Raw genomic sequence first — 22,188 nt, forward strand, 5'->3', positions numbered from 1 at the left:
GGCTTGCTGCTCCTACCTGAATTGAAAATCAAGTTGACGCCATGATTGTCTGCCTTCGAAACCTGGACCAGGATTTTCAACGGTTACTTCAATTTGACCTGAAGAGCCACTGGTATATTTGTACTCTTTTTGTCCTCCCGCTTCAGAAGCTATGCTTGGCGTAGGAATAATACCTACCTCAGATTTTTTACCGCTGGCAGGTACGTCGACTCTGTCTGGATCAGGGTTGCCATCCGCATCCAGGTCGCAATTCGCGATACAAATATAGTCAGCCCTATCAAAATTACCATCATCATTCGTATCAAAGGGAGAATATTGTAGTCTCGCGCCAGAAGCTAAATCTAACTCCATCAACCAGCCAGAGCCACCAAAATCACAAGGATCATCAGATGGTAACAGGGTGGTAAAGATAACCTTGCCGTTACGGATAATTGAGTTACTGACTTGACGCTCACCAAAGTTATTTGCGGTACTTGGACCAATCAGATCAATGTACCAGCCAAGCTTAGTTGCCCAGTCAGTTGATGTAATCGGGGTGTCTGAAGTAATCCGGGTTGTTCCACCGGTAAGATCTGGAGTCAAAATACAGCCATCCTCATCAGTACAGGTCACGGTTCCTTGATTGATTATTTCTTGTTGTACTAAATCTAAGCGGTCAAATGCTGTTAAATCTTCCTCACGCTTATCCCAAATGGCATAGAATGTTTGTGTAGTCTGATTATCAATATTATTGTCATCTACCTCAAGATATTTACCCGTACCAAATAAAATAAGGAAACCATTTGAGGTCGGATGTCTAACAACTTGTGGTCGAGTGGTTATTGGTTGGATATTTTCTGGAATACAGTTGTTGTCAAAACAGGCTCTAAATAGCGGTTGTGGATTCCCACCCGTTTCATAGGCAACTCCCCATTCTTCCGATTTACTAGAAGTTAAATCAAATTTCCACATATTACCCAGCAAGTCACCAGCATAGATATAGTCGACAATAAAATCCCCATCAACATCCACTGCCGCAGGAGATGCCAGGCCATTTGGAGTATCTTCTGATCCAACACCTGTATCAAGGACTTCAATTATTTCTCCGTCTGCAAGACGAACAATAAACAAGACTGCATTGCCAGAAGAACTGTCAGTACTGTCATTACCATCCCCATTGTTATCAACGGTATTGTTATAACCACCACTAAATACTGCCGCCCAATCACCGGTTTGAAGTCTGACAATACTAGGTTGCCCATAAGTAAAGCCTAAATCTTTTCCATTTTTAGAACCATTCACATACTCATCGGTAAATTCCCATAAAACTCGATTGGCAGCGGTAGCTTCATTTGAAAAATCACCAGGATTTGTTACATCCAAAGCAAATACACCCTGGCCACCGCCACCTAAACCAGAAACTAAAACTGTTCGCCATTGATTATTGATAAATGCATCGACTATTGTGGGGCTGCCATCGACAAAGTATTTATGCGTGTAATTCGGATCAGTTAAGCTTGCTAACTTGTCGTAAATACTTTGAGGTACATAGGCAAATACCTCCGCACCGGTAACTGCATCAAATGCATGCAACATACCGTCATTAGCTCCTACATAGATGATAGCCTGGCGATTTTTGATGCCTGTTTTAAAGGTTGAATAGGGTGCTGAATTTTCAAGTTTGAGATCATCTTCGTTAGGTTCACCCCAGTTGTCTGGGTAGCGTTGTATTGGCGCACCAACAAAAGCTGGAGCCGAATTAATGATGTCCCCTAATATACTATTACGATTTCTCAGAGTTCCTTCATTACTTATTTCTTGTGTTTGATCTCCTCTCAGATATTTAAGAAGATCCTCATCATTATTAAGCAAACTTTTCTGTTCATCATTAAGATTGTCAAAAATGAAAGGCTTACCATCGGAACCATCAAAGGTAATGATTATCCTGTCATTTGCAGCAGGGATCAGATCTCTCGCATCCCAAATTGGCGAACCTAAAGTCCCTTCTCCTGTAATCGGTAAAGCTAATAACTGACCTGTCCAACCTTCACTATTAAAACGTGCCTGATACACTCTGCTATCACTGGATATTGAACCGGAGTTTAAAGCGACAGAAGAAGCTGAAGATGTCCTGTCAACGATGTTACTCAATACACCGCTCAATTGTTCGGCGAAACTATCAGGGTCACTGGCACTAAAAAAGCCACCACGACTGTTAACTCCCGCATGTAGCACATCATCAAGTTTCGCTGCATTACTAGAAGTAGGGTCAGGCCAGTTAATAATAGTGTCATTATCAATGGCCGCAAAAGCAGTATCTGGATCGATTGATCCTGATACTCCCAATCCAACTCCAAACGTGACCATATGTTGCCAAAATGCTGGATTGATAGAAGAAGTTGGTACTTTGTTACCTAAATCGGTTCGAAGATCATTTTTCCAATAATACATGGCAACATCTGCCAAGGTATCATCATGCTCATCACTAAAAGGTGATTCAGCTTCAAAGGTAAATGAAGTTGTTCCAGGTCCGGTAATTGTCGGCCCGTCAGTTCCATCATTATTGGCTCTAGCCGCTGCAACTCCCGCTGTTGAGCTGTTCCAATAACCATCGGTCATTAAAATGGTGTAGCTCGCTCGGCATTGTAAATGTTCAGCTGAATTATTACTGCCGGGTGTTTGTCCCCATGGTCCACTATTGTCATCATATGAGTAGTATCTTCCCGCTCGATCTAGCGCCCACCTCAAAGGGGTATTGGATGCAGGCATGGGGTGTTCATATAAATTTTGGAAAAAGTTGTCTCGATCTGAACTGGTAAAGCGGCGAACACCGGAAATAATTGCACTAGTATTAAGCCCATCAATGTCAGAAGCGCCTTTATTTATTGCTCCAAACCCAACCCTCATATTTTCAGCCTGTTGAGCGAAAGCGCGGCCTATACCTGCTCGGGAAGTTAGCACTCTGGAGCGATGATAGGTATACCAATTTGCAAAGTTTTGTATTTCTTCCAAATAAGTGCAGCTTGGTTTACTGGCACAATCACTTCGTGCATCACTGCCTTGGTATGTGTTTCCTGTTCGGATTTCAACTTTGGTATAACAAGCTCGAGTATCTGCATTGTTATTACAACCTACATTTCCCGGTGACCAGACAAAATAGGTGGCAGGCCAAAATCCTGCTTCACCTGTTTGTGCATCAACATAGTTACCCGTGGACCAGCTATAGCCACCACCGGAAGCACGACGACGCCAGCGACCGTAACTATCCGTACTTGTATTAGCATTACCGGCATTCTGCACGGTAAGGTCTCTGCAACCTAATGAGGTATCAGCAGGATTATGATATGCACAACTGGTAATGGCATCAGGCCAAGTTTCATTTTCAGAAGTTACCCAAGGCCGATATCGTCTGGTTGGATCATAGTAGTTTTTATTGTTATGGCTGGAACGTCTGCGATAGTTGTGGATATTATCATCTTCAAACCCTCCTTGATTGGAGGTATAAGTACTATTACTCCAAACATCGTACCAGCTACTTCCATACATTGATTGATTGGTTGGAAACATATGATAAATGCTTTGTGAAATTTCTTCGTCGGGTAACACTTCCCATTGCATGGAGCCTGAGTCATCCAATATGAACATGATATTGGGATCGGCATTTCCACCTAGATATAAAGGTGCATTACTTAAGTTTAATGGGGCAGCGATTGAGATAACTGGTACCAGCAGCAATACAAAAAAGAAGTGTAATAACTGATGAGGGGACTTGTTCATGATTAAAACCTCTTAGCCATAGTGCTTTGCAGCAATACACGGGATTGATTGCTACCACCAGTACCGCGTGCGGTTATTCGATAATATACCCGGCCAGTTGATGGCCCGCCCCCTGTGCCGACAACCAGATCGTCAGTGACAAATTGTTGATATTCGATAATATATCTTGGTGTGGTAATGGTTGATGTACCGGAATTTGTTTCAAATGTAATCGCAGTGGGAAAGGGAATTGCATTAGCTGCCCACCAGGCTGCATCACGTTCATGCCACCAGCTTTCAGCATTACCATCATCAGGATCCATTACGTCAGCTACCCAGATATTGCCGGAGCCGGTGTTGTTTGGATCAGGTTCAACAGTTAAACCTGAAATCCATGCCTCTGCGCCACGTAATGCTATTTCTGTTGCTTGAAAAGCAATTTCAACGTCCATGGTATTAGCCGCCATTTTTTCGGCCATCGAACTGGTGCGCATCGCGGCAAGGCCAATCATCGTCATGATGACTAATATGACTAAACTTACAATAAGGGCAGCCCCGGTTTGATTTTTCATTTACTGTTCCTGCTATGAAACACGATTACGTAAGGTGACTGTTCGGGTAAATACGCGTCTTAGGCGTCGATCAGCAGGTGTAACGGTAGCCCCTTCCAGGTTATAAGATTGGGCGCCATCCACCGTAAGATTATTTTCCACGCTGACCATCACTAAACTGATACGAACACTGACAACGTTGTTCCAGTTGCCAACTTGATTTGCTGTTTGATATGCGTCAGCAGAGCCATTACCAGAAGTATCTACACCATAACGAACTTGCATTGAATCAATGCCTTCAATTAATTCAACAGCATTGTCGTTCCCAGTTTTGCGATAGAGAGAGGGCACATTGTCAGGATTGTTCGAGATAAAAAAGCTGTTGGTGGAAATTTTGTTAACCCAACCTGAACCAAAGTTATAACCTAATGTTTCGGTTGCATTTCCAGGCGTACCAGCCCCTGTAGCATGCTCTATAGTGCCGGCAGTGGGATCAGAAGTAATTTGAAAAATTGACCCAGCAACACAGTCATGAGCTAATACGATATCTCCAGCTTCCAGTCCATTATTGTTGCTAACTGTGATGGCAGCACTGCCCGGTGTGCCGGTTGTAGGATGTGAGACCACTCGCAATTCAGGCGGCTCAATAGTGCGTATGGTGAGAATATCTGAGCCACTTACAGAACTATTGGTACTGGCATCACGCGGTGGAGTCCATGAATTTGCTCCAGTTGCTTCTTGCCCTTCAATGGGGGTAGTGATATCCCATAAATAAGTATTAGGGGTATTCAGCATATTATTAATATTGAGAGCGGAACGTGTTGCACAGCCAAGATAGCCTGCACGTTCTATAGACTGCGTAAGAACTTTCATAGCGTAGCGGCCATTTTCCTGCAGTCGGGATTGAGCATCCTGAACACGATAAACCTGCCGGTTATTGACAAATAATTCGATAACACCTGCAACGAGAATCAACCCTAGGACAATAGCGACCATCAATTCTACTAATGATAAGCCTTGTTGTTTTTTTAGATGACTCATCAAATAGCTCCACTAAGCGTAAAGCAAGAAGTGTTATTGCCTAACTCACAACTCGAATCAGTGTCAATCTGAGTTTCCGTCCAACCTATGGTAATGTCACAAATAAACTCGCTATTGGGATTAAATGCCCCACAAGCTATTTGTCCCGTCCCATTGGGTAAATATTGAGAAAGTTTATTTCGCCACTCCACAATATCCGCATCCGCCATGTCACTGGTACTGCTGGGTGGCTCAGCATCAATATCTATTGCATAGTTTCCATTTTGGGCCGCATCACGGTTGGCGCGCATCATATCCAGCATATCTGCAGCCAAAAGCGCGGCCTGTGTACGAAACTCGGCAGTTTGATTGTGTTTTAAAGAAGTAATTTGTAAATGGGCCATACCAAGTAATCCAACAGCAAGAACAAATACGGCAATCATTACTTCGAGTAATGTGAAACCACGTTGTTGTTTCATGGACATACTCCCCCCTGAGCAATTCTAGCCCTGCCGCCCGGACTGATAGTGATGTTCCTTTGAACTGCTCCAGGAATACACAAACTGAATGTACCTATTCCAAGCCCACCCCCTGCAGAAATGATTTCTCCAGACGGCAAAAAAGTTAATCCGACTAGAAAAGCTCCACCTGTCCTGATAGTGATATTGTTCCCTAACGCTTGTTGCTCCATTAACAAGCAATCCTGACCATCGACACTACAATCCTTTATGTTCAAGTTTGCATTAGGAATTTGTAGATCTCCATTCCAGTCGGTAAAAATACGCCATCCATCCTCCCAAACGCTATTTGTGTTACTTAGACGACGCATACTGACCCGAACACCACGATTAATGGCTTCAGAACGAGCGACTTGTAGGGAAGACAGGAGATTATTTGCCTGAGTAGCGGCACGGTTTTCACGAATCATGGAGGTAAAACTCGGGGCGGCAATTGCTACCAAGATGATGACCACGACCAGTGTGATCATTAATTCAATCAGTGTGAAACCATTATTTGCCGCAAACTTTTTCACTTTGGTGACGCTCCTTGTAGGTATTCGGTTTTAACGCTAAAAGCATTGTGGGTCAAGCACTTATGCTGGTTCATCACTATCTATTTTTTAAATACGTGAGCCAGTTGGCAAATGTATCGTCCATGCCGAAGTTTTCTTCAATCTACACATTAGTAAAAAGGGAATTATATCAGTTGTATCTGACTGATTATGCCGAGTGGCAATAGCTTGCCGCTTTGGTTTATTGAGTTTGCCGCAGAATGGTTAAGTTGTTGATAAGTAATGTAAATAATTTGTGGCATGCTTGATGCTTATCCAAGTGAAAGTGAATGTTTGTTGTGGAGAAACAGCATGCCGATAAATTTTGATTCTGCCCTTGGTATTCATGCCGATGCATTGCGAATTCGCACCCAGCGTGCAGAAATGCTGGCAACCAATCTGGTGAATGCGGACACGCCAAACTTTAAAGCGAAGGATATGGATTTTCAAACGGCATTGCAGATGGCGGCATCCGGGCAAAAATCTGCCGCTTTGAACACCACCCATCAAAAACACCTTGCCGGTAACGGTGAAAATCCATTTGAGGCGGCAACGTTATACCGCACAACACTTCAGGATTCATTAGATGGCAATACGGTCGATGAGCAGGTAGAGCAGGCACAGTTTATGCAGAACGCTGTTCAATATCAGGCTAGCCTGGAATTTTTAGGTTCGCGCTTTCAGGGGCTGACCAAGGCGATCAAAGGAGAATAATCTGCCATGTCATTATTTAATATTTTCGATATAGCAGGTAGCGGCATGAGTGCACAGTCACTGCGGCTTAATACCACAGCCAGTAATCTGGCTAATGCAGATAGTGTCAGCAGCAGCGTGAATGAAACGTATCGTACCCGGCAACCCGTTTTTGCCACGGTCTTGGATGATGCTCAACAAGGTTATAAATCAGGTTCTGTTCAGGTTCTTGGCGTTACGGAAAGTCAGGCACCGGTGCGTCAGGAATACAATCCATCACACCCATTGGCTGATGAAAATGGTTACGTTTATCACTCTAATGTGGATGCCATTGCAGAAATGGCAAATATGATGTCGGCATCTCGTTCGTATCAGAACAATGTTGAGATTGCCAACACTTCCAAACAATTGCTGCTGCAGACTCTGCAGCTTGGCAAATAACGCAGGGAGTCATTGAAATGGCAATAAATGGTGTAAATGAAAATCCCTATGCTTTTCTCAACAGTACAAACAAGACAAGTTCAACTGAAGAGGAAAAGGATCCCGGCAAGTTGCAGATGGAGGATTTTATGTCCTTGATGACGACGCAGCTGATGAATCAGGATCCACTCAAACCAATGGAGAGTGGTGATTTTCTCGGGCAAATCGCTTCTTTCAGCACAGTGAGTGGTATCAGTGATTTACAGGATTCATTTGCCAGTTTTGCTAAGGCAATGCAATCTGACCAGGCCTTACAAGGTTCTTCATTAGTTGGTCGTTCAGTGTTGGTTCCATCTTCAATTGGCGTGATGACAGCCGACTCTCCAATGCGAGGACAGATTAATGTGGCTGAGCCCGTATCTAATTTAGAAATGAAGATATATAGCGATACGGGTGAGTTGGTCAGAACCATTCCGATGGGAGCGGCATCTGGTTACACCAATTTTGAATGGGATGGTTTGAATAATGATGGTGAAGCCATGCCTGAAGGTGTTTATCAATTTATGGCAACAGGCACAGTTGATGGACAAAACACCGCCTTTGCTACTGCTGTGATGGCTAAAGTAGATAGCGTATTGGTGGGCTCTGGCGGGCAAGGCCTGACCATGAATCTGGCGGGTATCGGTTCGGTGCCATTTAGTGAAGTTCAAGAAATTATTTAAGGGGTAAGCATCATGTCATTTAATACAGCTCTAACAGGCCTTAATGCCGCCACTGCCGATTTGAATGTGAAATCAAACAATATTGCCAACATCAATACCATTGGTTTCAAAGGTTCACGAGCAGAGTTCGGTGATGTTTACGCCCTGTCAACGTTTGGTAACAGTAATACGGCTATCGGTACTGGTGTGGTACTGAATAACGTAGCTCAGCAATTCAACCAGGGAAATCTGGAAGTCACCAATAATTCACTGGATTTGGCGATAAGCGGTAATGGGCAGGGTTTTTTTGCACTTGCACCAGCTTTAGATACCCAGCAGGTTCTCTATAGCCGGGCAGGGGCTTTTAATATTAACCGCGATGGCTATATGACCAACAGTTCAGGTCAGTTTTTATTGGGGTTCCCAGTTAATGCTGATGGCAGTGTTTCATCTACAGCTTTGGGCGGAACAGATCCAATTCGTTTGCCTGTATCGGCAGGTGTGCCCCGGGCAACCACGGAAGTTGATATAGCTGCAAATCTTCCCTCGACAGCTGATGATATTGATCCCGTGGCGACACCTATCGATCCGACAGACCCTACGACTTATACCAATTCTACATCCAGCAATATTTTTGATTCTCTGGGTAATGAAAGTACGTTGACTTATTATTATCAAAAAACGGATGTTCCCAATGAATGGAATGTTCAGGTCTACATCAATGAGCCAGCTGGCAGTCAAACGATTGTGGAGTTCGGGGGCGGACAAACTACCAAAACGCTAACCTTTGATCCAGCTTTAGGCGGAGCTCTGGATGCGGGTGTCACACCAACCGAAACGTACACTTTTACCGGTTTAAGCAGTGGTGCAGTGGATTTGACTTTTGATATTAACTTTGCCGGCACCACTCAGAACTCGGCAGCTTTTGCCGTTTTGGATACCGATCAGAATGGCTTTCCGACTGGACGGCTGACTGGGCTGGATATTGATGATAGCGGCTTGGTTCAGGCTCAATACTCTAATGGTCAAACGACCAATGTTGCCAAGATTGTGTTGGCTGACTTTCCTAATCCGCAAGGGTTAAAACAGATAGGTAATACGGCATGGGAAGCCACACTGGATTCCGGTGATGTGCGTATCGGTGAGGCGGGAACCGGCAGTTTTGGTTTGATTCAGTCGGGTGCTTTGGAAACATCCAATGTGGATTTGACTAAAGAACTGGTTGGTTTAATTACAGCTCAGCGTAATTTCCAGGCGAACTCAAAAGCGATAGAAACCAATAATGCTATCACCCAAACCATTATCAACCTGCGTTAATTTCGCCAGAGTGAATGATGTTTAATACAGAAAAAAGAGGCTAATTATGGATCGCATGCTGTTTATTTCCATGAATGCAGCCCAGCAAACCATGCTGGCGCAGGCCACCAATGCCAATAATCTGGCGAACGTCAACACCACTGGTTTTCGAGCTGATTTGGAACAGTTCCGTTCTATGCCGGTATTTGGTGAAGGTTTGCCGACACGAGTGTATTCAATGACGGAACGGCCTGCCACCGATTATCAACAAGGCAGTGTGCAATCTACCGGTCGAGAACTGGATATTTCGGTTCAAGGTGAAGGCTTTATTGCCGTGATGGGCAAAGACGGTCGTGAAGGTTATACCCGTGCCGGTGATATGCATGTCACAGAGCTTGGCCAATTAGTGACCGGCACTGGTTTGCCGGTGATGGGAGAGGGCGGACCAATCGCCATTCCGCCGGCTGAAAAAATTGATATCGGCGCGGATGGCACCATTTCCGTTCGTCCGATTGGCGGGGCTGAAAATGAGTTAGCCGTGATTGACCGGATTAAACTGGTCAAGCCTGACCTGCAAAATGTATTCAAAGACCAGGATGGCTTAATGCGAATGGCAGATGGTACAGAAGCCCCCCTGGATGCAACTGTCAAAGTTGCATCAGGCACGATAGAAGGCAGCAATGTTAATGCCGTGGGTGCCTTAGTGAATATGATTGAGTTACAGCGCAAATATGAGATGCAAGTCAAAATGATGAGCACCGCAGAAGAAAATAGCGCCGCTTCGGCACGTATGTTGCAACTGAATGGTTAGTAACATCGCAAGCATGCTTTTAGGAGAGACCTTATGAATCAGGCATTATGGATTGCAAAAACCGGGCTTGATGCTCAGCAGACAAGAATGTCGGTCATTTCGAATAATCTGGCCAACGTTAACACCACCGGCTTTAAGCAGGATAGGGCAGTGTTTGAAGACTTGTTGTATCAGACTATTCGTCAACCTGGTGCACAAACCACTACTGATAATCAGTTGCCTTCGGGATTGATGATTGGTACCGGTGTCAGAACGGTTGCCACCGAAAAACTGCATACTCAAGGCAATATTATCCAAACGGATAATGCGTTGGATGTGGCTATTGATGGCCGTGGTTTTTTCCAGATCCTGATGCCAGATGGTGATCTTGCCTATACCCGCGATGGCACATTTCAAATTAATGCTGATGGTGATGTGGTGATGTCAAATGGATATCTGCTGGATCCGGGTATCAATATTCCAGATGATGTTCAGAGTATCACCGTAGGTGTTGATGGAACGGTCAGTGTGACTCAGCCTGGTGATAATGAGCCCACTGTCATCGGTGAAATAGAGTTGGCCGATTTTGTAAATCCTGCTGGCTTACAGGCTGTCGGTGAGAATTTATTTAAAGAAACCGGTGCCAGTGGCGTACCCATTGCCGGTACGCCGACGCTGGATGGTTTTGGGCGAGTCATTGGTGGTGCACTGGAGACTTCCAACGTTAACGTTGTGACCGAGCTGATTAATATGATCGAAACGCAACGGGCTTATGAAATGAATTCAAAAGCCATCTCTACAGCTGATCAAATGTTGCAGTACGCTAGCCAGAATCTATAGACCCATACTGAGAGCCCCGGTATTACAGTGTTTGTATGTCGGGGCTTTTTTGTGTGTGAGAATAAGGTGTTGGATTTCTCAATGTAATAATATTTTGGCATGGACTCTGCAAGTTAATTTCTGTACATGAGCTTGTCCTGGAGATTCGTATGAAATTCATTTACCGACTATTGGGAATCACATCCGTCGTTTTGCTTTCCGCCTGTGTCAGTAATGAAGTAAAACGTGACCCGGCCTACGCGGCTGTTCGTCCCGTAGCTACAGCTCCGGCGGAACGTAATGATGGTGCAATCTTTGACACGCGCAGCAATATTGCATTGTATGAAGATTACAAAGCACGTCGTGTCGGCGATATTTTGACAGTGCGGTTGCAGGAACGGACGGATGCCGAGAAAGAAGCAACGACAACTATTGATAAAAGCAGTACCAACAATATCAACAATCCGACTTTATTCGGTACTACGCCCCAATTCAGCCTCCCCAGTGGATTACCACTGGCGAACACAGATAATAATAATCTGGCCTTCAGTACCGGTGCCAACAGTAGTTTTGAAGGGGAAGGCGAAAGTGAACAGAACAACCGGTTAAGCGGTGATATCAGTGTTTCTGTGGTTGAGGTGTTAGCCAACGGCAATATGATTGTTCGTGGCGAGAAGGTGGTCACCATTAATCAGGGTAATGAATACGTCCGTTTAACCGGTATTGTCAGCCCACGTGATATTGATTCCACCAATACCATTTCGTCCATTCGGATTGCCGATGCCCAAATTACCTATGTCGGTGATGGTCCATCCAATGACTCAAACACCATGGGCTGGCTGAGCCGTTTCTTCATCAGCGCATTAATGCCTTTCTAAGAGGTTATAAAAATGAAAACGTCGATAAATACCTTTTTTGCCGCTTTGCTGATGGTGATGATGTCAGCCGCTCAGGCAGAACGCATTAAAGATCTGGCCTCTATTGGTGGCGTTCGTAATAACCAGTTAGTTGGTTATGGTTTGGTTGTAGGGCTGAGTGGCACAGGAGATAAGACCGCATTTACCGGCCAGACCTTACGCAGTATGTTGCGAGAAATGGGTGTGACCATACCGGCAGGTGTGGACCCCAAAAGCAAAAATATAGCGGCAGTTTCTGTCCATGCCGATTTGCCGCCTTTTGCCAAACCCGGTCAAACGATTGATATTACAGTCTCATCATTGGGTGACTCAAAAAGTCTGCGAGGCGGCAGTTTAATCATGACACCGCTAAAAGGTGCTGATGGTGAAATATACGCTATGGCACAAGGTAATCTGGTGGTAGGTGGTTTTGGTGCTGAAGCAGGGGATGGATCCCGAGTGACGGTGAATATTCCCAGTGCGGGCCGTATACCCAATGGTGCTACCGTTGAGCGTACGGTACAGAACGCGTTAAATGTTGGCGATCACATTATTCTGAATCTACATCAGGCCGACTTTACTACGGCCAGTCGATTATCAGATGCCATTAATCAAACGTTGGGACGTGGGACGGCGAGCTCTATGGATGCAGCATCAGTTAGAGTTAATGCGCCGAGAGATCCGAATCAACGTATTCCATTTTTATCATTGATTGAAAATCTGGAATTAAGCCCAGGCGAGGCGGCGGCCCGTGTGGTGGTCAATTCGCGTAGTGGTACTGTCGTGATCGGACAGAATGTCCGGGTGAGTCCAGCAGCGGTTACACATGGCAGTCTATCCGTGACCATTTCAGCAGATCCAGAGGTTTCTCAACCCAATGCCTTTTCAGCAGGACAAACGGTTATCACACCGAATTACGATATTGAAATATCGGAAGAAAACAGCCGGATGTTTGTATTCAATCCGGGGGTTTCTTTGGATGAAATTGTGCGTGCAGTCAATCAGGTGGGAGCAGCGCCGGGAGATTTAGTGGCTATTTTAGAGGCCTTGAAACAGGCGGGTGCGTTACGCGCTGAGCTGGTGATTATCTGAGTTTATAGATTAAGTCATGACGATTCCTTCTGATATTCAGCAAAACGCAACGGATTTCCATGGTTTAAATCAGCTGCGTCAATCGGCAATACGTTCTGATAATGATGCAACAACATTACGTCAGGTTGCCGCTCAATTTGAATCCTTGTTTACCACAATGATGCTGAAAAGCATGCGTCAGGCCAGTCTGGCGGAGGGAATATTCGATTCCAATCACAGCAAAACCTATCGTGATATGGCCGATCAGCAGCTGGCGATGGATTTATCCAAACGTGGCGGATTAGGCCTGCAGGACGTGATTATTCGCCAACTGGGGGGCGAAGTACGATCCGATATCCCAATTGGTGGCGGGACGTTTAGTTTTGATACCGTGACGGTACGGCAAGATTTACGGCGTATGGTCAAAGAGATTCATGATAACGCTGATAAAACTTCTGAAGAAAGCATCAATAGCATTGACAGCAGTAAATTAAAAATCATGCCACAGCGTTTTAAATCGCCTGAAGACTTTGTAGAACAACTGTGGCCTTTGGCCCAGAAAGCTGCAGATAAATTGGGTACCACCGCCGATGTTATTTTGTCGCAGGCCGCATTGGAAACCGGCTGGGGTCGGTATGTGCTTAAAGATGGTGAAGGCCAATCCAGTTTTAATTTATTCAATATCAAAGCCGATAGTCGCTGGGATGGTGAGTATGTTGCGAAAAACGCGCTGGAATATCGTGATGGCAAGCCAATAACAGAACAGTCCCGCTTCCGTTCATACGAAGATTATCAGCAATCCTTTGATGATTATGTCAGTTTCCTGCAGTCACAGCCGCGTTATCAGGAAGCATTAAAACATGTCGGCCGACCGGAACGATTTGTAGAGAAATTGCATGAAGCTGGCTATGCCACCGATCCGCAATATGCTGACAAAATAAAACGCATCATGAAGGGTGATACGCTGGCACAGATTTCGCATAAATATATTCAGAATATGGGGTACTAACCCCCTGTAAAAGCTCTCAGAGGATCATCTAAATGAGCATGCTGAATATTGGTAGTTCTGCTTTATTAGCCGCGCAAACGTCACTGGCGACCACCAGTCATAACATCAGTAATGTAAATACCCCGGGGTATTCGCGTCAGCGAACCGATCAGGGCCCACAGCCGGCCAATTTTGAAGGTGGTTATTACATTGGAAATGGTGTTGGCATCACTGGTGTCGACCGTATTTTCAATCAGTTTTTAGTCAATCAACTGCGTACTTATACTTCGGCTGAGTCTCAGCAAGACGGTTTTTTGACATTTTCCAAACAGGTTGATGATCTGCTGGGTTCTTCCTCACTGAGTATCAGTGGTGGGTTGGAAGCGTTTTTCAATTCTGTTCAGGAAGTTGCTAATGATCCAACTTCAATTGCCGCCAGACAGGTGATGCTCACACAGGGTGACTTGTTGGCCAACCGGTTTAATACTATGGACAGCCAGTTGGGAGAGTTGGACAGACAGATTGATAACACTATCACAGCGTCAGTTAAGGACATCAACGTGCTTTCTCAGGGGATAGTAGATTTAAATCAATCTATTTCTGAGTCATTGGCTGCTGGTTATAACCCCAATGATTTGCTGGATAAACGCGATAAACTGATCAGCGATTTGTCTGAGCTAGTCTCAGTTAACGTGGTCGAGCAGAATAATGGATCAGTCAATGTCTTTATCGGTAATGGACAAGGACTGGTGGTAGGCAATAGTCGCGTTGAACTTTCAACTATTGCGGATAACAGCACGAATCCCCCGCGTACCGCTATCGGTTATGGCCCTTCACAGATTAATATCACCCAGCAGATTAGTGGCGGTGAAATTGGCGGCGCGATACTGGCACGCAGTGATGTAGTGGATAGTACACGTGCTGAGCTGGATGTTCTGGCCGAATCAATCGTTACCGCATTTAATGCTGCCCATGGTAACGGTATCGATCTGAACGGTAATGCCGGAACAGATTTCTTTGATGCCGCAGGTACGACTGCCGCTACGATAAGCTTGAATATTACGGATACGCGGTTAATCGCCGCTTCTTCTACCACCGATCCCGGGGTGGGTAATAATGAAAATGCACTGGCGATGGCGGCTTTGCAAACCGATAAAACAACGGTAGTACTTGACCCCGGCCCTCCAGTTGTTTCGAGATCATTTAACGATCAATACGGCTCCATCGTGTCTCAAGTTGCAACACGAACGAATCAGGCAACGGTTACCCAGCAAACTCAGGCGGGACTGGTGAGTCAGATTCGTCAACGGGCGGAAAGCGTATCTGGGGTGAATCTGGATGAAGAAGCGGCCAATCTGATCAAATTTCAGCAAGCTTATCAGGCGGCTTCACAAATAATCACGGTATCGAATACCGTGTTTAATTCGTTAATTAACGCATTTTAGGAGATTAACTTATGCGTATCTCGACGAATAGTATTGTTCAGCAGGGCCTGGAAGCCATGCTGAGACAGCAGAATGAATTGGCGAAAACGCAGTTACAGGTTTCATCGGGAAAACGGATTCAAACACCCTCGGACGATCCCATCGGTGCTGTCAAAATGCTGGACTTGCAAAGACAGATCGGGTTGTCCCAGCAATATCAGGATAATGCGGATGTCGCTGACAGTCGTCTGAGCACAACCGATGGAACGCTCAAAAGTGCGGGTGATATTATGCAACGGATTCGGGAACTGGCTGTACAGGCGTTGAATGATACAAACAGTGACAGCGCTCGCCAGGGGATTGCTGAAGAGATCAATCAGTTAAACGAGTCACTTGTCGCGTTAGCCAATACGACGGATGCGAATGGAGAATATCTTTTTTCCGGATATCAATCCGATGTGCAGCCTTTTGATACGGCAACATTTGCCTACAATGGGGATGGCGGACAGCGGCAATTGCGAGTCAGTGACGGTTATCTGGTGGCGATAAACGAGCCGGGAGATGGCTTATTTGTTACTCAGACAGTTGCCGGGCCTAATCAGGCAATCTTTCAGACAATCCAGGATTTTACTACTGCACTTAACAATGGAGCTGTTGGAACAGCGCCTAACGACGGTGATTTTCTGGCGAATATGGATTATGCGATGGATGCTTCTCTGGAAGGTCGTACCCGAATCGGTACTCGACAAAATGCCATCGAAATGCAACGTGATATTAATGAGAGTTCACAGTTCAGCATGACCGCTACACTTTCTCAAATTGAAGATCTCGATTATGCTGAGGCCATCACTGAGTTGAATAAACAATCAGTTGGACTACAAGCTGCGCAACAGGTTTATGTAAAAGTTCAGGGATTATCCTTGTTTAACTTTTTGTAAGTTTCCATTTGTCATAAAAGGCAGCTAAAGGATTATCAATGCAGCAAACCCAATCATACTGTGTTGTCTGCGGACAAAATGTTGTCAAATTTGAACCCTTTCGAGGGGGAACTGCTAACCGACCGTTTCTGATGCGCTTATTCAAAGTTGTCGGCAGTAATACCGATCATTTTCTATGCCCTTCCTGCCGTAGCCACGATCGTGAAAGACACTTGTTGATTTACCTCGCTTCCTTGAATTTACTCTCCATCTTTAGTCAAGCAAAGGTGTTGCATTTTGCACCAGAAAAATGGGTTTCAAATGTGATTCAGCTGCAGTCCCCAGAGCTTTATATTAAAGCGGATTTGTTTCCCCAAACGGACGATGTACAGCAGATAGATATGCTGGCAATACCTTATCCAGATGAGTTTTTTTCGGTAATTATCGCAAATCATGTACTTGAGCATGTTAACGATGATTTGTTGGCGTTGAGCGAAATTAGACGGGTGCTCAAAAAGGGTGGGCTGGCGATTTTACAAACCCCTTATAGTGATCAATTACACACTACTTTTGCGGATGACGGTATAAAAGGTGATTATCTCTGCCGTGAAGTCTATGGTCAGGAGGATCATGTGCGTCTATATGGGCGGGATATTTTTGATCGTTTCTCAAGTGCTGGTTTTAATTCATTGGTGGTGTCACACCAACAAGTTTTATCTGATATTGCTCCAGAGGTTTATGGTGTCAATCAAGATGAGCCTTTTTTTCTTTTTGAAGCAATATAGGTTGAAATATGGCAGTGCCTCTGGTCTCAGTATGTGTGATCACATATCAACATAAAAAATATATAAAACAATGTCTTGATGGAATCCTGGCACAAAAGACTGATTTTTCCTTCGAAATTTTGATTGGTGAAGATGGTTCTGTCGATGGGACACGTGAAATCTGTGAAGCTTATGCTGAACAGTATCCAGAAATCATTAGGTTGTTTTGTTGGGATCGCAATATCGATCGTTCTGCTTTTCCGGGAGGGCCGGGTCGATACAACACCATCCATACATTAAAAGCAGCCCGGACAGCCTATATCGCATTATGTGAAGGTGATGACTACTGGAGTGATGAAAACAAACTTCAACGACAAGTCTCGTTTTTGCAATCGCATTCTGAGTTTTCCATGAGTTTTCATGCTGTGGATGTGGATATCGACGGTGAGAAAAAAGCAGATAACCTGACTAAAGGAAAAGCGGACGAGTTTTCTATCTATGATTTGGCGCGCGGGAATTTCATCCATACACCATCGGTTGTTTACCGAAATCTCCTGCCAGAAGAGTTTCCTGCTTTCTTTAATACAACTCCGGTTTTAGATTATTTATTACATCTATACTTTGCACAGCATGGAAAAATTAAATATTTTTCCGAGCCAATGGCTGTTTATAGAGTGCATGGCGATAGTTATTGGTCATCCAAATCACAACGCTCTCGGTCGTTATTATGGTTAAACGTGTTAAATCCGCTCGTTGTCTACTTCTCTAGCGATAAAAAAGTAGCAGATATATTAAAACAGCAGGCATTTGATATTGGTTCAAATCTGTTAGCCAGCCCAACTGATCCACTAAGCGAAGATGAACTAAAAACTGTTTTAAACAATTTAGTGTCGATTGATCCTGTTTATTTTCTAAAACTCTCTCAGCAGAACTCGAAAGAGGTCTCTTTGGATAATTTGTTGAATCTGTTGCAAATTAACCTGCAACAAACCGACTTAAGTGTACAAAATATCGTGAAGTCGATAGTAAATAAAAACATAAACTGGCTAACCCACAATCAGTTGAAAGACGTTTTTGTGCTCAATGCCGTTCAATTAGTGCTTAATGAGTTAGAAAGTAATACATCCTCAAATCTATTACTAAGTAAACACCAAGAAACCAGCATCCGCGACTGTCTGCAATTATTAACTTCCACTTCGTTGAATGATGTGACCGATTCTGTCCTGCAGCTCAAATTGTTATTGCGCCAATGGTGGGAGCAGAAACGTTATCAATACTGGATTCATAACCATGCTTTGATGGAAATTGATGCCCAGATTCATGCCGAAAGGATGATGCAATGGCGTCACAAACCAACGTTCCATTTGTATATGTTTGTATTTAAAGAGGAACAAAATTTATTAGCCGATACACTGGCATCATTAGGCCAGCAGTTTTATCAAAATTGGAAGCTGACGGTGATTGCCGACTCTGCTTCACCTGATGTCATGTTTGAAGAGTTGGATGTATTGGAATGGCTTACATTGCCAGATCAAACAGAGCCCTATGATTACCTCAATGCCAATATGGCAGCTTCATCTGCCGAATGGGTCGCTTTCATTCCGGCAGGAACCTGTTTTGAGCCACAAATATGGTTGCAATTTGGTGATTATATAAATCTTTTTAAGGAACAAACGGCCTTTTATTGCGATGATGATGTAATCAGCAGTGCAGGGGAGCGCAGTCAGCCCCGATTCAAACCTGACTTTAATCTGGATCTGTTACGCTCGCAGGATTACATTGGACCTATCCTGTGTAAAACAACGCTGTTTGAAGCTTTAGGTGGTTTTGATAAGGTTCCAGGCCATGAAAATATGAGCTTGGCTTTTAAGATTTATGAACGTGTTGGGGCGGATGGAGTCGGCCATATTGCCGATGTGTTGATGCATTTACCCGAAAGCGTGTTATCACTTTACAGTACGCAGATGACCCAGCAGGCTGTTCAGCAGCATCTGGTTCGACAGCAACTTTATGCTTTTGCTGAGCCGGGTTTATTGGATAAAACGGTCAGAGTGGTCTATCAATGGCCTACTTCTCCAAAAGTCAGCATTATCATTCCCACCAAAGATAAGCTTGAGTTCCTTCGACCTAGTGTCGAGGCGGCACTATTAAAAAACAGTTATCCGAATTTTGAAATTATTATTGTAAATAATCTCAGCGAAGAACTGGATACACTGGAGTATTTTCGACAACTGTCCGAGCTGCCGGAAGATACGCTTCGAGTCATTGATTATCCCCATACTTTCAATTATGCAGCGATCAGCAATTTGGCTGCAGAACAGGCGCGGGGTGAGTATCTCTTATTTCTGAATAATGATACTGAAGCATTGCACCCTGAGTGGCTTGAACGCATGGTGGCCCATGGACAACGTCCAGAAGTTGGTATTGTCGGTGCTCGACTGGTTTATCCGGAAACCGGATTGATTCAGCATGCCGGTGTCATTCTTGGTATGGAGAGCATAGCCGATCATATATATCTGGGGGCGCTGGATATTAAAGAGCCAGGTTATATGGGCCGAGCGCAGGTAGACCAGAATTTTTCGGCGGTGACGGCTGCTTGTTTGCTGATTAGAAAATCAATTTATCAGCAAGTCGGCGGAATGGACGAACAGCAATTTGCTGTTTCCTACAACGATGTCGATTTATGTTTGAAGGTGCGTCAATCCGGATTTTTGGTGACATGGACACCTTATTCAGTATTAGTCCATCATGGTAGTGTGACCCAAAAGAGTGAACTCTCTCGACCCGTTGATCAAACTTTCAAGACCGAGCGCTTCCAGAGTGAGCGGAAGCATATGCTTAAAAAATGGTTGCCGGTTATTGCCAATGATCCGGCATTTAATCGAAACTTAAGTTTGGTTTATCGCGACTGTCTGATTGAATCGGCCATGCCTACCAATTGGGATACATACTTTCATGATCGTTCGAAAATTCTTGGCTTGCCCTTACAGGGGGGAAGCGGGGATTATCGTGTGATACAGCCGTTTTCTGCATTAAGTCATGCGGCATTGGCACAATGTGAATATTATCGTTTCAACAATAATATTACCCGACCGATTATGATCTCAGAATATGCGCGAATTGCACCAGACACTGTGGTGTTTCATGCGGCGCTAAATGATATTCAACTACAGCAATTAGAGCAGCTCAAAGAATTTTTACCCGATGTTTTCCGAGTTTACAGTATTGATGACTTATTAACTAACGTGCCCGAGCAAAGTTCAGCTTATAAAGAAATAAAACGTCATTTTGCTGACGCGAAATCGAGAATGCGCCGTGCATTACAATCTTCTGATCGCTTAATCGTATCAACACAGCCTTTAGCCGATTTGTGTGAGGGTATGGTTGCCGATATTCGGGTTATTCCTAATCGGCTACCCAAAAAACCATGGCTATCGGTCACTTCATTACGTAATCAAGGCCCCAAACCACGTGTAGGGTGGGCGGGCGCTCAGCAGCATCAAGGTGATCTCGCCATTATGTCCGAGGTCGTTAAAGCGACTGCAGATGAAGTGGATTGGGTTTTTATGGGGATGTGCCCGGAAGATATTAAACCGTATGTCCATGAATTTCATTATTTTGTGTCGATGGCCGAATACCCGGCAAAACTTGCCAGTCTGAATTTAGATTTGGCTATCGCACCTCTGGAAATCCATCCGTTTAATGAAGCTAAAAGTAATCTAAGATTATTAGAGTACGGCATATTGGGCTGGCCTGTTATCTGTACTGACATCTATCCATATCGAACCAACAATCCACCTGTCATTTACGTGCAAAATCAGGTGGATGAATGGATTGCGGCAATCCGGCAAATATTGGCCGATAAAGCGGCACTTGCTAATGCTGGATCGTTATTAAAGACTTGGGTTCTTGAGCATTACATGCTTGAAGATTACCTTGATGAGTGGCTTAGCGGCCTAACAAAGAGTAGATAACGATTTTGGGCCGACCTCGGCCCTTTATTTTTCTAGGTTTTGCCGTGTTGCATTGAAAAAATAAAGATTATTGGCATGAACCCTGCTTAGTTGATTTTATACCTGTTCGGAGCGCCGGCAGGTTCTGAATAGAATCGCTCAATTAGGGAGAGTGTTATGGCACTAATCGTCAATAGTAATCTGGCATCTTTGAATGCTCAGCGTAATCTGAGTAACTCACAGAATGATCTGAATACGTCATTACAACGGTTATCATCCGGTTTGCGTGTCAATAGCGCCAAAGATGATGCTGCCGGTCTGTTTGTGGCTCAACAGCTTACTCGTGATATTCGGGGCACCAATCAGGCTGTTCGAAATGCGGCAGATGGGATATCGCTTGGACAAACGGCCGAAGGTGCTTTAGGCCAAGTCGCAAACAATTTACAACGTATTCGTGAAATCGCCATCCAGGCATCAAACGCAACAGTAGGCGACAGAACTGGTTTGCAAAAAGAAGTTGACCAGTTGACTCAAGAAATCTCACGTATTGTTCAAACAACCGAGTTCAGTGGAACCAAATTACTAAGCGGTGCGACATCCTTAGTCTTTCAGGTCGGTGCCAGTGGATCGACAAATAACCAGGTTGTATTGGAGACCGTTAATATTACCGGTATCGGTGGATACTCGTTGGATTTAACGGCAACCGGTACAATCGACGTCAGTAATGCAGCTAACGCCTCTGCGGCACTCTCTGGTCTGTCATTGGATATTGATGCGGTCAACCAAACCCGTGCAACTTATGGTGCTTTGCAAAATCGATTTGAGGCAGTGATCTCCAATCTGCAGAATTATGCCGAGAATCTGACAGCGGCACGAAGTCGGATCGAAGATGCAGATTTTGCCGCCGAAACGGCAAGATTGACCCGGGCGCAGATCCTGCAGCAGGCAGGCACGTCAATATTGGCTCAGGCTAACAGTCTGCCTCAGAGTGCACTCACCTTACTACAGGGTTAAAAATGAGGTCTTCAAAGTTACCGGAAAGACTGGCTTTTATCGCTTTCCGGTTTTTTTGAAAAAAAGATTAAAGAAAAATAACCGC

General features: G+C 44.6%; 19 protein-coding genes. 14 read left to right on the top strand and 5 right to left on the bottom strand.

The features are described 5' to 3' along the window. Nucleotides 1–12: 12 nt before the first annotated feature. Genes B2W60_RS11785 through B2W60_RS11805 form a run of 5 tightly spaced genes read right to left on the bottom strand, consistent with a single transcriptional unit; the run spans nt 13 to nt 6,339 of the window. Nucleotides 13–3,756 carry a pilus assembly protein gene (locus B2W60_RS11785; RefSeq protein ID WP_292360351.1) on the bottom strand — a complete coding sequence of 1,248 codons (3,744 nt, stop codon included), beginning with the start codon at nt 3,754–3,756 and terminating at the stop codon, nt 13–15. Between the two features lie 2 nt (nt 3,757–3,758). Beyond that, nucleotides 3,759–4,307: a pilus assembly PilX family protein gene (locus tag B2W60_RS11790; protein WP_292360349.1), complete on the bottom strand. Its 549-nt coding sequence runs from the start codon at nt 4,305–4,307 to the stop codon at nt 3,759–3,761. Nucleotides 4,308–4,319: 12 nt separating this feature from the next. Beyond that, nucleotides 4,320–5,327, bottom strand: coding sequence for a PilW family protein (locus B2W60_RS11795; protein ID WP_292360347.1), 1,008 nt, complete (start codon nt 5,325–5,327; stop codon nt 4,320–4,322). Beyond that, nucleotides 5,327–5,785: a type IV pilus modification protein PilV gene (pilV, locus tag B2W60_RS11800; RefSeq protein WP_292360345.1), complete on the bottom strand. Its 459-nt coding sequence runs from the start codon at nt 5,783–5,785 to the stop codon at nt 5,327–5,329. Before pilV ends, B2W60_RS11795 begins: the two co-directional genes overlap by 1 nt. Next, nucleotides 5,782–6,339, bottom strand: coding sequence for a GspH/FimT family pseudopilin (locus B2W60_RS11805; RefSeq protein WP_292360343.1), 558 nt, complete (start codon nt 6,337–6,339; stop codon nt 5,782–5,784). Before B2W60_RS11805 ends, pilV begins: the two co-directional genes overlap by 4 nt. A 330-nt stretch (nt 6,340–6,669) precedes the next feature. Here B2W60_RS11805 and flgB point away from each other — a divergent pair, with 330 nt between their 5' ends. The 14 genes from flgB (at nt 6,670) to B2W60_RS11875 (ending at nt 22,103) form a co-directional block, all read left to right on the top strand. After that, nucleotides 6,670–7,071, top strand: a complete 402-nt coding sequence (gene flgB, locus B2W60_RS11810; protein ID WP_292360341.1) for a flagellar basal body rod protein FlgB — start codon at nt 6,670–6,672, stop codon at nt 7,069–7,071. A gap of 6 nt (nt 7,072–7,077) precedes the next feature. Beyond that, nucleotides 7,078–7,491 carry a flagellar basal body rod protein FlgC gene (gene flgC / locus B2W60_RS11815; RefSeq protein ID WP_292360339.1) on the top strand — a complete coding sequence of 138 codons (414 nt, stop codon included), beginning with the start codon at nt 7,078–7,080 and terminating at the stop codon, nt 7,489–7,491. A gap of 17 nt (nt 7,492–7,508) precedes the next feature. Next, nucleotides 7,509–8,192 carry a flagellar hook assembly protein FlgD gene (locus B2W60_RS11820; protein ID WP_292360337.1) on the top strand — a complete coding sequence of 228 codons (684 nt, stop codon included), beginning with the start codon at nt 7,509–7,511 and terminating at the stop codon, nt 8,190–8,192. Between the two features lie 12 nt (nt 8,193–8,204). Continuing rightward, on the top strand, nt 8,205–9,488 hold the full coding sequence (flgE, locus tag B2W60_RS11825) for a flagellar hook protein FlgE (RefSeq protein WP_292360334.1): 1,284 nt from the start codon (nt 8,205–8,207) through the stop codon (nt 9,486–9,488). Nucleotides 9,489–9,534: 46 nt separating this feature from the next. Further along, nucleotides 9,535–10,278 carry a flagellar basal-body rod protein FlgF gene (gene flgF, locus B2W60_RS11830; protein ID WP_292360332.1) on the top strand — a complete coding sequence of 248 codons (744 nt, stop codon included), beginning with the start codon at nt 9,535–9,537 and terminating at the stop codon, nt 10,276–10,278. A gap of 33 nt (nt 10,279–10,311) precedes the next feature. After that, entirely contained in the window at nt 10,312–11,097 is a 786-nt protein-coding gene (gene flgG / locus B2W60_RS11835; RefSeq protein WP_292360330.1) for a flagellar basal-body rod protein FlgG, read from the top strand. Between the two features lie 149 nt (nt 11,098–11,246). Then, the gene (flgH, locus tag B2W60_RS11840) at nt 11,247–11,954 is read left to right on the top strand and encodes a flagellar basal body L-ring protein FlgH (protein ID WP_292360328.1); all 708 of its coding nucleotides are present in this window, start codon (nt 11,247–11,249) and stop codon (nt 11,952–11,954) included. A gap of 12 nt (nt 11,955–11,966) precedes the next feature. Then, nucleotides 11,967–13,064 carry a flagellar basal body P-ring protein FlgI gene (locus B2W60_RS11845; RefSeq protein ID WP_292360327.1) on the top strand — a complete coding sequence of 366 codons (1,098 nt, stop codon included), beginning with the start codon at nt 11,967–11,969 and terminating at the stop codon, nt 13,062–13,064. Nucleotides 13,065–13,080: 16 nt separating this feature from the next. Next, nucleotides 13,081–14,052, top strand: coding sequence for a flagellar assembly peptidoglycan hydrolase FlgJ (flgJ, locus tag B2W60_RS11850; RefSeq protein WP_292360325.1), 972 nt, complete (start codon nt 13,081–13,083; stop codon nt 14,050–14,052). Between the two features lie 32 nt (nt 14,053–14,084). Then, nucleotides 14,085–15,476, top strand: a complete 1,392-nt coding sequence (gene flgK / locus B2W60_RS11855) for a flagellar hook-associated protein FlgK (RefSeq protein WP_292360323.1) — start codon at nt 14,085–14,087, stop codon at nt 15,474–15,476. An 11-nt stretch (nt 15,477–15,487) separates the two neighbouring features. After that, a complete protein-coding gene (gene flgL, locus B2W60_RS11860) occupies nt 15,488–16,393 on the top strand; it encodes a flagellar hook-associated protein FlgL (protein ID WP_292360321.1) in 906 nt (301 codons plus the stop codon). A 38-nt stretch (nt 16,394–16,431) separates the two neighbouring features. Continuing rightward, a complete protein-coding gene (locus B2W60_RS11865; RefSeq protein ID WP_292360319.1) occupies nt 16,432–17,157 on the top strand; it encodes a class I SAM-dependent methyltransferase in 726 nt (241 codons plus the stop codon). A 35-nt stretch (nt 17,158–17,192) separates the two neighbouring features. Further along, nucleotides 17,193–21,110, top strand: a complete 3,918-nt coding sequence (locus tag B2W60_RS11870; protein ID WP_292363975.1) for a glycosyltransferase — start codon at nt 17,193–17,195, stop codon at nt 21,108–21,110. A 156-nt stretch (nt 21,111–21,266) separates the two neighbouring features. Further along, entirely contained in the window at nt 21,267–22,103 is an 837-nt protein-coding gene (locus B2W60_RS11875; RefSeq protein WP_292360315.1) for a flagellin, read from the top strand. Nucleotides 22,104–22,188 lie beyond the last annotated feature (85 nt).

The organism is Methylophaga sp. UBA2496, from assembly GCF_002341635.1.
Lineage (GTDB): Bacteria > Pseudomonadota > Gammaproteobacteria > Nitrosococcales > Methylophagaceae > Methylophaga.

Excerpts from the sequence above, each read along its gene's own strand:
- flgH (WP_292360328.1), top strand. The coding sequence starts at position 11,247 with ATGAAATTCATTTACCGACTATTGGGAATCACATCCGTCGTTTTGCTT.
- B2W60_RS11820 (WP_292360337.1), top strand. The coding sequence starts at position 7,509 with ATGGCAATAAATGGTGTAAATGAAAATCCCTATGCTTTTCTCAACAGT.
- flgE (WP_292360334.1), top strand. The coding sequence starts at position 8,205 with ATGTCATTTAATACAGCTCTAACAGGCCTTAATGCCGCCACTGCCGAT.
- B2W60_RS11875 (WP_292360315.1), top strand. The coding sequence starts at position 21,267 with ATGGCACTAATCGTCAATAGTAATCTGGCATCTTTGAATGCTCAGCGT.
- flgL (WP_292360321.1), top strand. The coding sequence starts at position 15,488 with ATGCGTATCTCGACGAATAGTATTGTTCAGCAGGGCCTGGAAGCCATG.
- pilV (WP_292360345.1), bottom strand. The coding sequence starts at position 5,785 with ATGAAACAACAACGTGGTTTCACATTACTCGAAGTAATGATTGCCGTA.
- flgF (WP_292360332.1), top strand. The coding sequence starts at position 9,535 with ATGGATCGCATGCTGTTTATTTCCATGAATGCAGCCCAGCAAACCATG.
- flgK (WP_292360323.1), top strand. The coding sequence starts at position 14,085 with ATGAGCATGCTGAATATTGGTAGTTCTGCTTTATTAGCCGCGCAAACG.
- B2W60_RS11845 (WP_292360327.1), top strand. The coding sequence starts at position 11,967 with ATGAAAACGTCGATAAATACCTTTTTTGCCGCTTTGCTGATGGTGATG.
- B2W60_RS11795 (WP_292360347.1), bottom strand. The coding sequence starts at position 5,327 with ATGAGTCATCTAAAAAAACAACAAGGCTTATCATTAGTAGAATTGATG.
- flgG (WP_292360330.1), top strand. The coding sequence starts at position 10,312 with ATGAATCAGGCATTATGGATTGCAAAAACCGGGCTTGATGCTCAGCAG.
- B2W60_RS11790 (WP_292360349.1), bottom strand. The coding sequence starts at position 4,307 with ATGAAAAATCAAACCGGGGCTGCCCTTATTGTAAGTTTAGTCATATTA.
- flgJ (WP_292360325.1), top strand. The coding sequence starts at position 13,081 with ATGACGATTCCTTCTGATATTCAGCAAAACGCAACGGATTTCCATGGT.
- B2W60_RS11785 (WP_292360351.1), bottom strand. The coding sequence starts at position 3,756 with ATGAACAAGTCCCCTCATCAGTTATTACACTTCTTTTTTGTATTGCTG.
- flgB (WP_292360341.1), top strand. The coding sequence starts at position 6,670 with ATGCCGATAAATTTTGATTCTGCCCTTGGTATTCATGCCGATGCATTG.
- flgC (WP_292360339.1), top strand. The coding sequence starts at position 7,078 with ATGTCATTATTTAATATTTTCGATATAGCAGGTAGCGGCATGAGTGCA.
- B2W60_RS11865 (WP_292360319.1), top strand. The coding sequence starts at position 16,432 with ATGCAGCAAACCCAATCATACTGTGTTGTCTGCGGACAAAATGTTGTC.